Origin of the sequence: Streptomyces sp. NPDC006879, assembly GCF_042869595.1 — a bacterium.
Lineage (GTDB): Bacteria > Actinomycetota > Actinomycetes > Streptomycetales > Streptomycetaceae > Streptomyces.
In genome coordinates, this window is sequence record NZ_JBIAGC010000004.1 from 183,699 (window position 1) to 197,096 (window position 13,398).

The window sequence follows — 13,398 nt, forward strand, 5'->3', positions numbered from 1 at the left end:
CATGACGACAACCACCACCGAGAACCCGACCCCCGCCATCGGCGAGGCGGTCCTCGAAGCCACCGGCGTCACCATGCGCTTCGGCGGCCTCACCGCCGTCCGGTCAGTCGACCTCACCGTCCGCAGCGGCGAGATCGTCGGCCTCATCGGCCCCAACGGCGCCGGCAAGACCACCTTCTTCAACTGCCTCACCGGGCTGTACGTGCCCACCGAAGGCAAAGTCGCCTACAAGGGCACGGTCCTGCCGCCCAGGCCCCACCTCGTCACCAAGGCCGGCATCGCCCGCACCTTCCAGAACATCCGGCTCTTCGCCAACATGACGGTGAAGGAGAACGTCCTCGTCGGACGCCACACCCGGACCAAGGAAGGCCTCTGGTCGGCGCTCCTGCGCGGCCCCGGCTTCAAGAAGGCCGAAGCCGCCTCCGAAGCCCGCGCCATGGACCTCCTCCAGTTCATCGGCCTCGAACACAAGGCCGACCACCTCGCCCGCAACCTGCCCTACGGTGAACAGCGCAAGCTCGAAATCGCCAGGGCCCTCGCCAGCGACCCCGGCCTGCTGCTCCTCGACGAGCCCACCGCCGGCATGAACCCGCAGGAAACCCGCGCCGCCGAAGAACTCATCTTCGCCATCCGCGACATGGGCATCGCCGTCCTCGTCATCGAGCACGACATGCGCTTCATCTTCAACCTCTGCGACCGCGTCGCCTGCTTGGTCCAAGGCGAGAAGCTCATCGAGGGCAGCGCCTCGACGGTCCAGGGTGACGAGCGCGTCGTAGCCGCCTACCTGGGCACCCCCTTCGAGGGAGCCCCGGCCAGCGAAGAAGACGCGGAGGTGGAAGCCGCCGAAGCGCACGCCCACCCTCGGGGCCGAGCCGAAGCAGAAACGGAAACCCAGCCCGCCCCGGACGCCGAGGAACCCGCGGAACCGGCCGCTCCGGCCGCCACCGCCCCCGCGGACGAGCCGACGGACGAGCCCATCGAGGGCCCGCCCGCGACCGGATCCGAGGACGGCAGCACCACCAGCAAGGACGGAGAAGCCAAGTGACCGCACTGCTAGAGGTCAACGACCTCCGGGTCGCCTACGGCAAGATCGAAGCCGTCAAGGGCATCTCCTTCACCGTCGAAGCCGGCCAGGTCGTCACCCTCATCGGCACCAACGGCGCCGGCAAGACGACCACCCTTCGCACCCTGTCGGGGCTCCTCAAGCCCAGCGGCGGAACGATCACCTTCGACGGAAAGCCGCTCAGCGGCATCCCCGCCCACAAGATCGTCTCCCTGGGACTGGCCCACTCCCCCGAAGGCCGCCACATCTTCCCCCGGCTGTCCATCGCTGAGAACCTCCAACTCGGTGCCTTCCTGCGCACCGACAAGGAAGGCATCGAGAAGGACATCCACCGCGCCTACGACCTCTTCCCCATCCTGGGCGAACGTCGCAAGCAGGCGGCCGGCACCCTCTCGGGCGGCGAACAGCAGATGCTCGCCATGGGCCGGGCCCTGATGTCCCAGCCCAAGCTGCTGATGCTGGACGAGCCCTCCATGGGCCTGTCCCCGCTGATGATGCAGAAGATCATGGCCACCATCGCCGAGCTCAAGGCCACCGGGACCACCATCCTGCTCGTCGAGCAGAACGCCCAGGCGGCGCTCTCCCTCGCCGACCACGCCCACGTCATGGAGGTCGGCAAGGTCGTCCTGTCCGGATCCGGACAGGACCTCCTCCACAACGAGGACGTCCGCAAGGCCTACCTCGGCGAGGACTGACCCGCCAGCGACAGGGCCCCGTTCCCGGACGGATCCGGGAACGGGGCCCTGTTGTGCATGCCCGGCGCGGCGGCGCGGATCAGCCCTGCTGCCCCTTGGCCGCCTTCTTCTCCTCGGCATCCTCGATGACCGCCTCGGCGACCTGCTGCATCGACATGCGACGGTCCATCGAGGTCTTCTGGATCCACCGGAAGGCGGCGGGCTCCGTCAGTCCGTACTGGGTCTGCAACACGCTCTTGGCCCGGTCCACCAGCTTGCGGGTCTCCAACCGCAGCGAGAGGTCCGCAACCTCCTTCTCCAACGCCTTCAGCTCCGCGAACCGGGACACGGCCATCTCGATCGCCGGCACCACGTCGCTCTTGCTGAACGGCTTGACGAGGTACGCCATCGCGCCGGCGTCCCGCGCCCGCTCCACGAGGTCGCGCTGGGAGAACGCCGTCAGCATCAACACCGGGGCGATCGACTCCGCGGCGATCCGCTCCGCCGCCGAGATCCCGTCCAGGATCGGCATCTTCACATCGAGGATGACGAGGTCGGGCTGGTGCTCACGCGCGAGTTCCACCGCCTTCTGCCCGTCGCCGGCCTCGCCGACGACGGAGTACCCCTCCTCCTCCAACATCTCTTTGAGGTCCAGCCGGATCAACGCCTCGTCCTCCGCGATGACCACACGGGTCGTCAGGGGCGGTACGTGCGACTGATCGGCGTCGACGGGCAGGGGCGAGTCGGGGGCGGTCACGGGGGCTCCTCGTTGCGGGGCTGCTTACAGCTCCACACGAGCCTACCTAGCTACGGTATGGTGTACTCGCAGTGGGTCGGAGCGAACCTTCGATTCATCGAGCCCCGGTAGCCCAATTGGCAGCAGGCAATGGATTCAAAACCCATACAGTGTCGGTTCGAGTCCGACCCGGGGCACTTTTCCTCTCTTTTCAAGGTCACCACTAGTTGAACGGCCTCCCTCAAAGGGAGGACCTTCACCCGGAATGACTCCGTCCGCCGGCCTGGGTCTTCGATGGTGACAGCGATGTACGACATGGCGACGGGTGTACCAGCCCGCACCCGGCGGTGACTAGATTCGCTTCACCACCGCGCTGAAGCCCAGTGCACTGCGAATGGTCCCGCATAGCGCAACCACCCTCAAGGTGGCGGCCCGTGCAGCGTCCCCGTGGCCCGCCGGTCGTCAGTGGCACTGATAGACGCCCCCGTGGGCCCGAAGAACTGATCGGGCCCGGGAGCGGTCAGCTGAGCGGGTCCCCGATGTGGTGGACGCGGACCAGGTTGGTGGTCCCTGCGACACCGGGCGGCGAGCCGGCGGTGATGACGAGGGTGTCTCCGGTCTTGCAGCGGCCGGACTTCCTCAGGTGTTCGTCCACCTGGGCGACCATGGCGTCGGTGGACTCCACGTGCGGCCCCAGGAAGGTCTCGACGCCCCAGGTGAGGTTGAGCTGGGCCCGGACGGAGGGCACGGGGGTGAAGGCGAGGAGAGGGATGGGTGACCGGTAGCGGGAGAGGCGCCGGACGGTGTCGCCGCTCTGGGTGAAGGCGACCAGGAAGTCGGCTTCGAGGAAATCACCGATCTCTGCCGCCGCTCGGGCGACGGCGCCGCCCTGAGTGCGCGGTTTGCTGCGTTCGTTGAGGGGTGGGAGGCCCTTGGCGAGGACGTCCTCCTCGGCTGCTTCGATGATGCGGGACATGGTGCGTACGGTTTCGACGGGATACTTGCCGATGCTGGTCTCGCCGGAGAGCATCACGGCGTCGGTGCCGTCGATGACGGCGTTGGCGACGTCGGATGCTTCCGCACGGGTGGGACGGGAGTTGTCGATCATCGAGTCGAGCATCTGGGTGGCGACGATGACCGGTTTGGCGTTGCGCTTGGCGAGTTTGATGGCACGTTTTTGGACGATGGGAACCTGCTCCAGCGGCATTTCCACACCGAGGTCGCCGCGGGCGACCATGATGCCGTCGAACGCGGCGACGATCTCGTCGATGTTGTCGACGGCCTGGGGTTTTTCGATCTTTGCGATGACCGGGAGGTGGCGGTCTTCCTCGGTCATGACGCGGTGGACGTCCTCGATGTCCGCACCGGTGCGGACGAAGGAGAGGGCGATCACGTCGGCGCCGGTGCGCAGCGCCCAGCGCAGGTCCTCGATGTCCTTGTCGGAGAGTGCGGGGACGGAGACGGCGATGCCGGGGAGGTTGAGCCCCTTGTGGTCGGAGATCATGCCTCCCTCGATGACGCGGGTGCGGACCCGGGGTCCGTCGACGGCGAGGACATGGAGGCTGACTCGTCCGTCGTCGACGAGGATGCGTTCGCCGGGGGTGACGTCGGCTGCGAGTCCTTCGTGCGTGGTGCCGCAGGTGTGGCGGTCGCCTTCGATGGGTTCGACGGTGATGGTGAACTCGTCGCCGCGTTCAAGGAGTACAGGGCCTTCGGCGAACCGGCCGAGGCGGATCTTCGGGCCCTGAAGGTCGACGAGGATGCCGACGCTGCGTCCGGTTTCGTCGGCGGCTTTGCGGACGTGCCGCAGGCGCTCCTCGTGCTCGGCGTAGTTGCCGTGACTGAGGTTGAGGCGGGCAACGTCCATGCCGGCTTCGACCAGGGCTTTGATCTGGTCGTATGAGGCGGTTGCAGGGCCCAGGGTGCAGACGATTTTCGCTCGGCGCATATCTTGAGCGTATGCCCCTACTGGGCAGTAGTGCTTTGGTTCCCGGTGACTAGTCAACGACGTTTTATTGAAAGGTTGTTGACATCTCTTGAATGGGCGCAGGGGTGCTCGGATGAGCATCCCTGCGCCTTTCCCACGGGGATTTCAGAGCACCGGTGGGGTCATGGTGAAACGGGCGTTCACGCAGGCGTAGACGGTTTGGCGCTGAGGTTCGAGGTCCAGCGCCGGGGCGCTCTCCTCGGCTCCGCCGTCGTAGGCCATCGCGCGCATCGTGCCACCGGGTGCGGCCAGGGCCACCGGGGCGACGTTCTCGGCTCCGAGGTCGGCCAGTTCCACGAGGGCCGCGAGGGAGGAGCCGAGCGCTCCCGCGTACTCACCGGCCCGCTGGACAGCCTCCCGGACCGCCTGCCGACGGGCCTCACCGTGCGCCGGAGAGTCGGGGCGCAGGGCCCACCAGGGTCCCTCGACCCGGGTGAGTTCGAGGTCGGCGAGGCGTGTGGTGAGTTCTCCGAGCACGGTGAAGTCGCCTAGCTCGGCGCTGAGGTGGACGCGTCCGTGGTACGCGCGGATCCGTTCACCGCGGCCGTGGCGGGTCAGTTCCGGGGTGATGGAGAAGGTCCCGGTTTCCAGCTTCTCGACTGCCTCGCCGTAGGACTTGACGAGGTCGAGGGCTGCGGCATTGCGGCGGGTCAGGTCTTCGAGGGCGGACCGGCGATCCGTTCCACGGGCACTGACGGAGATTGCGATCCGGGCGATCTCGGGGTCGACCTCGATGCGCGCTTCACCGCGGACGGCGACGCGCGGCACCTCCGGGGTGCCGTAGGGCACGGGTGGGCCGTCGTTGACGGTTTCGGTCCTGGCGTCGTGAGTCATGCCTCTCACTGTCGCATCCGGCTGCTTCCTGGGTCAGAATCTACGCGCATTGCACCATCTTCTGAGGGAGACCAAATGCCGCTCGACCGAAGGGCGTTCCTGGGAACGTCCGCTGCCACGGGCGCTGCCGTGGCGCTGACCGGGACCACCTCGGGTACGGCCACCGCGCACGGCCGCGGCCACGGTGGGCACCGGGCCCATCGGTACTCGTTCGCCGTGTTGGGCACCACCGATCTGCACGGCAACGTCTTCAACTGGGACTACTTCACGGACCGGGAGTTCGACGACAAGGCGCACAACGACGTCGGGTTGGCGAAGATCTCCACCCTGGTGAGTCAGGTCCGGGCCGCCCGGGGCCGGCACAACACCCTGTTGATCGATGCGGGCGACACCATTCAGGGCACGCAGTTGTCGTACTACTACGCCAAGGTCGACCCCATCACGGCGCGCCGCGGCCCGGTGCACCCGATGGCGCAGGCAATGAACGCGATCGGATATGACGCGGCAGCGCTGGGCAACCACGAGTTCAACTACGGCATACCGGTGCTGCGCAAGTTCGAGGAGCAGTGTGACTTCCCCCTGCTCGGGGCGAACGCTCTCGACGCGAGGACCTTGCGTCCGGCCTTCGCTCCTTACAGCATGCACCGGCTGTGCACCCCGCATGGCCGGGACGTGAAGGTGGCGGTCCTTGGCCTGACGAATCCGGGGATCGCGATCTGGGACAAGCAGAACGTGCAGGGGAAGATGGTCTTCCCCGGCCTGGAGGAGCAGGCGGCGAAGTGGGTGCCGCGGCTGCGTTCGATGGGTGCGGACGTGGTGGTGGTGTCGGCGCACTCGGGGTCGAGCGGAACGTCTTCGTACGGTGACCAGCTGCCTTACGTGGAGAACGCGGCGGCGCTGGTGGCGGAGCAAGTGCCGGGAATTGATGCGATCTTGGTGGGACACGCGCATACGGAGATCCCCGAGTACCGGGTGCGGAACGAGGCGACGGGCCGGGACGTGGTGTTGTCGGAGCCGTTGAAGTGGGGGCAACGACTGACCGTGTTCGATTTCGACCTGGTGTGGGAGAAGGGACGCTGGGTGGTGGAGCGGACCGCCGCGCAGGTACTGAACTCGAACGAGGTGGCCGAGGACCCGCGGATCACGGGGCTGTTGGGCGATGAGCATCGCAAGGTGGTCGCGTACGTCAATCAGGTGATCGGTACCTCGACGCAGGCGATGTCCTCGGCGGAGGGTCCGGTGAAGGACGTCCCGATCATCGATCTGATCAACCATGTGCAGGCGCAGACGGTGCAGGAGGCGCTGGCGGGCACCGAGTGGGCGGCGCTTGCGGTGTTGTCGCAGGCGTCTTGTTTCTCCCGTACGGCGGCCATTCCGGCAGGCGAGGTGACGATCAGGGACGCGGCCGGGCTGTACCCGTTCGAGAACACCCTGGAAGCCCGGTTGGTGACCGGAGCCCAGTTGCTGGACTACCTGGAGTACTCGGCACGGTATTTCGTGCAGACCGCTCCTGACGCGGTGGTGGATCCGAGCCGGTTGACCAACGCGGGGAACATTCCGGACTACAACTACGACGCCGTGTCCGGGGTGACGTACGAGGTGGACATCGCCCAACCGGTGGGGTCCCGGATCTCCGCGCTGGCCTTCGAGGGGCGGCCGGTGGATCCCGCTGCGCAGTTCGTGCTGGCCGTGAACAACTACCGTGCCTCGGGTGGCGGGGCGTTCCCCCATGTTCCGCAGGCGCGGCAGTTGTGGGCGAATTCAGATGAGATCCGCAACACGATCATTGGCTGGGTGAAGGCGCGTGGAACGGTGGACCCGGCGGAGTTCGCTTCGGTGGGTTGGCGTTTGACGCGTGCCGGGGCCCCGGTCTTCCCGTGATCGCCCGTGCGGGCTCGCCCCTTGCGCGGGCGGCGGTCCGGGCCTGAGGGGCGGGTGGTGCCGCGGGCCGGCGGGGGTCGCCCCCGTCCTGCCCGCGGCGGCATCGGGTGTTGTCCGGGCGCACCCCTTGAGGTCGGCGAGGAGCGCCCGGGCACCGTCTAGACCTGGTCGATGAGCGGGAGCAGCTCCGTTCGGACCGGGTGCCGGCGGGCCTGCTCCGGCACCAGGCCGTAGGTGGTGAACGCGGTGCGGGTGGGTTGGGCGTAGGCGTCGGTGCCGGTGAGGGAGTTGAGGATGGTGGCGCTACGCCAGGCGGCCAGGCCGAGATCGGGGGCGCCGACCCCGTGGGTGTGCCGTTCGCCGTTCTGTACGTAGAGGGCGCCGGTGACCGCGGGGTCGAGGATCATCCGGTGCTGCTCGTCGATGCGGGGGCGACCTTCGCCGTCCTTGCGCATGTAGGGGTCGAGTGCGGCGAGGAGCGCGCCCAAGGGGCGCTCGCGGTAGCCAGTGGCGAGGACCACGGCGTCGGTGGTGAGGCGGGAACGGACGCCCTGCTGACGGTGTTCGAGGTGGAGTTCGACTTTGGTGGTGGCGACGCGGCCCGCTGTGCGGACGCTCACTCCGGGCGTGAGGCAGACGTCGGGCCAGCCGCCGTGGAGGCTGCGCCGGTAGAGCTCCTCGTGGATGGCCGCGATGGTGGTGGGGTCGATGCCCTTGTGGAGTTGCCACTGCCTGGGAAGCAGGTGGTCGCGCTCGGCTTCGGGTAGGGCGTGGAAGTAGCGGGTGTAGTCGGGGGTGAAGTGCTCCAGGCCCAGCTTGGAGTACTCCATGGGGGCGAAGGCTTCGGTGCGGGCGAGCCAGGTGAGCCGTTCGCGGCCGGCGGGGCGGGCCCGTAGCAGGTCGAGCAGGACTTCGGCGCCGGATTGCCCGCCACCGATGACGGTGACGTGTTCGGCGGCGAGGATGCGCTCGCGGTGGTCGAGGTAGTGCGCGGAGTGGATCACGGGGACGGTGGGGGCGTCTGTGAGGAGGCGCAGGGGTTCGGGGACGTGGGGGGCGGTACCGACGCCGAGGACGAGGTTGCGGGCGTAAGTACGACCGAGGGCTTCGGCTTCGCCTTCGGTGTCGAGTTGGGTGAAGTCCACTTCGAACAGGCTTCGTTCGGGGTTCCAGCGGACTGCGTCGACCTGGTGGCCGAAGTGCAGGCCGGGGAGTCGTTCACTGACCCAGCGGCAGTAGGCGTCGTACTCGGCGCGGTGGATGTGCAGGCGCTCGGCGAAGTAGAAGGGGAAGAGCCGTTCGCGGTGTTGGAGGTAGCGCAGGAAGGACCAGGGGCTGGCGGGGTCGGCGAGGGTGACGAGGTCGGCGAGGAAGGGCACTTGGACGGTGGCGCCGTCCAGCAACAGGCCCGGGTGCCAGCGGAAGTCGCGTCGCTGGTCGTAGAAGGCGGTGCTCAGGGCGGGGCGACCCGCCGTGGTGGCGGGCAGCCCGTCGGCGAGGGCGGCGAGGGAGAGGTTGAACGGGCCGATCCCGATGCCCGCGAGGTCGAGGGGGGCGTCTGGCTGGGCGGTCATCGGGTGCTGCCTTCCGGGAGTTCGAGGAGTTGCACGAGGGAGTGGAGGTCGGACTGGGTGGTGTGGGGGTTGAGGAGGGTGGCCTTGAGCCAGAGCCGGCCCGCGCTGTGGCTGCGCCCGAGTACGGCACGGCCCTGCATGAGCAGGGTGCGGCGCAGTGCGCCGAGTTGCTCGTCGGTGGTGTTGCGGGGGCGGAACAGGACGGTGCTGATGCCGGGGCGACGGTGGAGCTCGAAGCGGGGGTGGGCTTCGATGAGGTCGGCGAACTCCTCGGCGATGCGGCAGGTGCGGTCGATGAGTTGGGCAAGGCCGTCGCGTCCGAGGGCGCGCAGGGTGGTGGCGATCTTGACGACATCCGGGCGTCGGGTGGTGCGCAGTGAGCGCCCGAGCAAGTCGGGGAGGCCGGCTTCGGTGTCGTCTGCCGCGTTGAGGTAGTCGGCGCGGTGGTCGAGTGGGGCGAGGTCTCGGGTACTGGGGACCGCTAGGAGCCCCGCGGCGACCGGCTGCCAGCCGAGTTTGTGGAGGTCGACGGTGACCGAGTGGGCGCGGTCGAGGCCGTCGAGTCGGTGGCGGTGGCGTGGGCTGAAGAGCAGGGGTCCACCGTAGGCGGCATCGACGTGGAGTCGGGCGCCGTGCCGTGCGCAGCGGGCGGCGATGGCGGGCAGGGGGTCGATGAGGCCGGCCTCGGTGGTCCCGGCGGTGGCGGCGACCAGGGTGGGGCCAGGCAGCGCGGCAAGGGCTTCGTCGAGGTCGCCCGGGTCCAGGGTGCCGGTGGGGGTGGGGATGAGGAGGGGTTGGGGGAGGCCGAGGAGCCAGGCGGCACGGGGCAGGGAGTGATGGGCGTTGGTCCCGCAGACGAGGCGGACGGGGCCGTGGTGCTCGCGCGCGAGGAGCAGTGCGAGTTGGTTCGCTTCGGTCCCGCCGGTGGTAAGGACGGCGTCGGGGGCGTCGGCTGTGATGGTGGCCGGGCGGGGCAGGATCTCGGCAGCCAGGGCTCGGGTGAGGAGGGCTTCGAGCGCGGAGGCGGCGGGTGCCTGGTCCCAGGAGTCAAGCGAGGGGTTGAGGGCGCTGGCGGCGAGGTCGGCGACGACGGCGAGGGCCAGCGGCGGGCAGTGCAGGTGGGCGGCGCACCGCGGGTCGGCGGGGTCGGCGGAGCCTTCGGCGAGGGTGCGGATGATCGTGGTGAGGGCTTCTTCGGCGCCGGTGCCCTGGTCGGGCAGGACCGTGCCGAGGGCGGAGCGCAGGGCTGCGTTGACGTTCTCGGGACCGCCCGCGGGGAGGGGGCCGTCGCGGGTGAGCGCGCCGTCCTGGAGTGCGCGTAGTGCGGTGGTCAGGAGAGGGCGGAGCGCTGCGGGGCCGGTGGGGCCGCCGGCGAGTGGCGGTGGCGGGCCGGGCTGGGAGCGCGGGCCGGCGGCGGGTGGGGCGGTCATGCGGGTGTCCTTCGTGCCTGTGCGTGGATGCGGGGGACTCCCATCCGCACAGCACAACGACGACGCCCGCCGGTGGTACCGCGCGTTGGTGTGCGGCGGTCGGTTTCCGGCCGCCGCACACCACCGGCTTCGGGCGGTTCAGAGGGCTTCTGTTCGGACCCGCAGGGCGCGCGCGAGGTCGTCGAGTTGGTCGGCGAGGTGACGGCGCAGGGCGTGGGTCATCTCGGTTTCGCGCAGGCAGCTTTCGCCGGTGCGGAGTGCTTCGGCGTCGACCGCGTAGTGCGGGAACGCGTGGCGACCCGCGACGGTGGCCATGGCGGGGCCGCGGCGTTGGGCGAGGGCGACGGCGGCGGGGTAGAAGCGGGGTACGTACGCGCTTACGAGCTCGGCTTGTTCGGGCTGCCAGAAGCCGGTTGCGGTGGCCGAGAACAGGTAGTTGGAGAGTTCGTCGGAGTCGAACATGCTCTCCCAGGCTGCCTCTTTGGCTGCCGCCTCGGGGAGGGCCGCGCGACAGCGGGCCGCGCCTTCCTGGCCGGTGGCGCTCGGGTCCTGGTCGAGTTCGGCGGCGATCTGGGATTCGGTGAGGGAGCCCAGCACGGCGAGACGTCCCAGGATGCGCCAGCGCAGTTCGGGGTCGAGTTCGGGGCCGCCGGGGACTGCCGCGTTGTCGAGCCAGTGGGTGAGCGTGTCGGGCTGGGTGGCGCTGTCGATGAAGGTGCGTACGGCGGTCAGGCGCAGCCCGGGTGAGTCACCGTCCTCGGTGCGTCGGATGAGGTCGCGGCACAGGGAGGTGAGGGAGGCGAGGGCCGCGGGCCGCTGCTCGGGGCGGAGGTAGCGGTCGGTGATGGGACCGCGGGCAAAGCCGAGGACACCCTGGACGAGGGCCAGGTCGGTTTCGTGGGGGAGGTGGTTACGTGCGGCGTCGAGGTAGGCGGCGGGCGGCAGTTGGCCGTCGCGGACCATGTCTCGGGCGGCGTTCCAGATGACGGCGCGGGTCAGGGGGTCGGGGATGCCGGACAGGCGCTGGTTGGCGGTGGCCCAGGACTGTGGGTCCAGGCGCACTTTGGCGTAGCTGAGGTCCTGGTCGTTGACGACGAGCAGGGCTGGACGGCGTCCGGGCCCGGTGTGCGGCTGGTCCAGGGGGACGTCGATTTCGGTGCGTTCGCGCAGGGTGAGGCGGTGTGGTTCGCCGGGCGTCTCGTCGTACAGGCCCAGGGCGATGCGGTGGGGACGGTTGCCTCGGTGGTCGAGGGTCAGGCGCCAGGTCTGGTGGTCGCCGTCGAGGGTGGGGGTGAGGGTGTCGACTCCGGTGGTGCGCAGCCATTGTTGGGCCCAGGCGCGGACGTCGCGATCGGTGCCGGAGCTGAGGGAGTCGATGAAGTCGTCGAGAGTGGCGTTGTCGAACTTGTGGCGGGCGAAGTGGGTGTTGATGCCGGCGAGGAAGTCCTTCTCGCCCAGCCAGGCCACGAGTTGACGCAGGGCCGAGGCGCCCTTGGCGTAGGAGATGCCGTCGAAGTTCAAGAGCGCGGAGGCGGTGTCCGGCACGAGGGCGGGGTCGGGGGCCACGGGGTGGGTGGTGGGGCGCTGGTCCGCGTCGTAGCCCCAGGCTTTGCGGGCCACTCCGAAGTCGACCCAGGTGTCGGTGAAGCGGGTGGCTTCGGTGAGCGTCTGGTAGCCCATGTACTCGGCGAAGGACTCGTTGAGCCAGATGTCGTCCCACCAGCGGAGGGTGACCAGGTCGCCGAACCACATGTGGGCCATCTCGTGGGCGATGACCATGGCTCGGGTTTGGCGTTCGGTGTCGGTGACTGCGGAGCGGTAGACGAACTCGTCGCGGAAGGTGACCAGCCCGGGGTTTTCCATGGCGCCGGCGTTGAACTCCGGGACGAACGCCTGGTCGTAGGAGTCGAAGGGGTAGGGCTCCTCGAATTTCTCGTGGTAGCGGTCGAAACAGGCGGTGGTGAGGGTGAGGAGTTCTTCGGCGTCCTCTTCCAGGTGGGGGGCGAGGGAGCGGCGGCTGTGGATGCCGAAGGGGATGCCGGCGTGTTCGGTGGTGATGGAGTGCCAGCGGCCGGCCGCGACGGCGACGAGGTAGGTGGAGATCGGTGGCGTGCGGGCGGCGGTCCAGCGGCGGCTGCCGTCGGCGGGTTCCTGCCGTTCGGTGGTGCTGTTGGCGAGGACCGTCCAGGCTTCGGGAGCGGTGACGGCGACGTCGAAGACCGCCTTGAGGTCGGGCTGGTCGAAGGCGGCGAAGACGCGCTGGACGTCATCGAGGAAGAGCTGCGTGTAGACGTAGACCTCACCGTCGGCGGGGTCGGTGAAGCGGTGCATGCCCTCGCCGGTGCGGGAGTAGCCCATGGCCGCGTCGACGCGCAGCTCGTGCGGGCCCGCGGTGAGCCCGCTGAGCGGCAGGCGGCCGTCTTGGAGCGCGGCGGGGTCGAGGGGGTGTCCGTCGAGGGTGACGGAGCGCAGGCTGGCCGGCTTGAGCTCGACGAAGGTGTCCCCGGCCGTCCGCGTGGTGAAGTGGATGACGGTGCGGGAGTCGAAGGTGTCCTCGTTCCCGGTGAGATCGAGGTCGATCTCGTACCGGTGTACGTCGAGGAGTCGGGCTCGAGTCTGCGCTTCGTCGCGCGTCAGTACGGACATGGAGCCCATGCTGCCTGATGGGCCGCGGCGGGCCCAGAGGCGTTCGCCCTGAGGTGAGCCCGGGCCGTGGTTTCGGTCAGTGGCCCTCGGCGCTGATCTCGGTGAGCGGCTCGGGCTCGGTGCCGGGTCCGGCGGCGGCGATGGTCTCGTGGTGGCGGATCACCTCGGCGATGATGAAGTTCAGCAGTTTCTCGGCGAAGGCGGGATCGAGCTTGGCGTTCTCGGCAAGCTCCCGCAGCCGGCTGATCTGGCGGGATTCCCGGGCCGGATCCGCCGGGGGCAGGTGGTGGACGGCCTTGAGCCTGCCCACCTGCTGGGTGCATTTGAAGCGTTCAGCGAGCATATGGACCACGGCTGCGTCGATGTTGTCGATGCTGTCGCGCAGCCGGGCCAGTTCGGCGCTCACGGACTCGTCGGTGGTGTTCATGGGCATCGAGCTTAGTTGGCCGGGGGCTCTTCCCTCATCGGCGACCGGTTGGTGGACGGCGGCCCGGTTCCGTTGCGGGGCAGGTGGCAGGTGGTGGGCTCGTCGGGGTCCAGGGGCAGGGGGTGGTGACCTGCCAGCCGCCTTCG

10 protein-coding genes and 1 tRNA gene are annotated in these 13,398 nt (G+C 69.1%); 4 read left to right on the forward strand and 7 right to left on the reverse strand.

What is annotated here, in order from left to right; all coding sequences use genetic code 11:
* Position 1 precedes the first annotated feature (1 nt).
* Both ACFYMC_RS05285 and ACFYMC_RS05290 read left to right on the forward strand, forming a co-directional pair.
* Positions 2-1,045 carry an ABC transporter ATP-binding protein gene (locus ACFYMC_RS05285; RefSeq protein WP_388519091.1) on the forward strand — a complete coding sequence of 348 codons (1,044 nt, stop codon included), beginning with the start codon at positions 2-4 and terminating at the stop codon, positions 1,043-1,045.
* A complete protein-coding gene (locus ACFYMC_RS05290) occupies positions 1,042-1,758 on the forward strand; it encodes an ABC transporter ATP-binding protein (protein ID WP_388519093.1) in 717 nt (238 codons plus the stop codon). The genes ACFYMC_RS05285 and ACFYMC_RS05290 overlap by 4 nt, the downstream gene beginning before the upstream one ends.
* Positions 1,759-1,837: 79 nt before the next feature.
* Here ACFYMC_RS05290 and ACFYMC_RS05295 read toward each other — a convergent pair whose 3' ends face one another.
* Positions 1,838-2,494 carry an ANTAR domain-containing response regulator gene (locus ACFYMC_RS05295; protein WP_388519096.1) on the reverse strand — a complete coding sequence of 219 codons (657 nt, stop codon included), beginning with the start codon at positions 2,492-2,494 and terminating at the stop codon, positions 1,838-1,840.
* Between the two features lie 101 nt (positions 2,495-2,595).
* Here ACFYMC_RS05295 and ACFYMC_RS05300 point away from each other — a divergent pair.
* Positions 2,596-2,670 (forward strand) — tRNA-Leu (locus ACFYMC_RS05300).
* A 323-nt stretch (positions 2,671-2,993) separates the two neighbouring features.
* On the opposite strand, the gene pyk is transcribed toward ACFYMC_RS05300, so the two are convergent.
* Together pyk and ACFYMC_RS05310 are read right to left on the reverse strand one after the other, a co-directional pair.
* On the reverse strand, positions 2,994-4,421 hold the full coding sequence (gene pyk / locus ACFYMC_RS05305; RefSeq protein ID WP_388519099.1) for a pyruvate kinase: 1,428 nt from the start codon (positions 4,419-4,421) through the stop codon (positions 2,994-2,996).
* A gap of 144 nt (positions 4,422-4,565) precedes the next feature.
* Positions 4,566-5,294, reverse strand: coding sequence for an SIMPL domain-containing protein (locus ACFYMC_RS05310; protein WP_388519102.1), 729 nt, complete (start codon positions 5,292-5,294; stop codon positions 4,566-4,568).
* 75 nt (positions 5,295-5,369) lie between these two features.
* Here ACFYMC_RS05310 and ACFYMC_RS05315 point away from each other — a divergent pair, with 75 nt between their 5' ends.
* Positions 5,370-7,175, forward strand: a complete 1,806-nt coding sequence (locus tag ACFYMC_RS05315) for a bifunctional metallophosphatase/5'-nucleotidase (RefSeq protein WP_388519105.1) — start codon at positions 5,370-5,372, stop codon at positions 7,173-7,175.
* A 158-nt stretch (positions 7,176-7,333) separates the two neighbouring features.
* Here ACFYMC_RS05315 and ACFYMC_RS05320 read toward each other — a convergent pair whose 3' ends face one another.
* From ACFYMC_RS05320 to ACFYMC_RS05335, 4 genes are all read right to left on the reverse strand, one after another.
* Positions 7,334-8,749, reverse strand: a complete 1,416-nt coding sequence (locus ACFYMC_RS05320; protein WP_388519107.1) for a lysine N(6)-hydroxylase/L-ornithine N(5)-oxygenase family protein — start codon at positions 8,747-8,749, stop codon at positions 7,334-7,336.
* On the reverse strand, positions 8,746-10,179 hold the full coding sequence (locus ACFYMC_RS05325) for a pyridoxal phosphate-dependent decarboxylase family protein (RefSeq protein ID WP_388519110.1): 1,434 nt from the start codon (positions 10,177-10,179) through the stop codon (positions 8,746-8,748). The genes ACFYMC_RS05320 and ACFYMC_RS05325 overlap by 4 nt, the downstream gene beginning before the upstream one ends.
* Positions 10,180-10,317: 138 nt before the next feature.
* The gene (gene pepN, locus ACFYMC_RS05330) at positions 10,318-12,825 is read right to left on the reverse strand and encodes an aminopeptidase N (RefSeq protein ID WP_388519112.1); all 2,508 of its coding nucleotides are present in this window, start codon (positions 12,823-12,825) and stop codon (positions 10,318-10,320) included.
* A gap of 76 nt (positions 12,826-12,901) precedes the next feature.
* Positions 12,902-13,252 (reverse strand): chorismate mutase, encoded by a 351-nt coding sequence (locus tag ACFYMC_RS05335; protein ID WP_388519115.1) that lies wholly within the window; start codon positions 13,250-13,252, stop codon positions 12,902-12,904.
* Between the last annotated feature and the right edge of the window lie 146 nt (positions 13,253-13,398).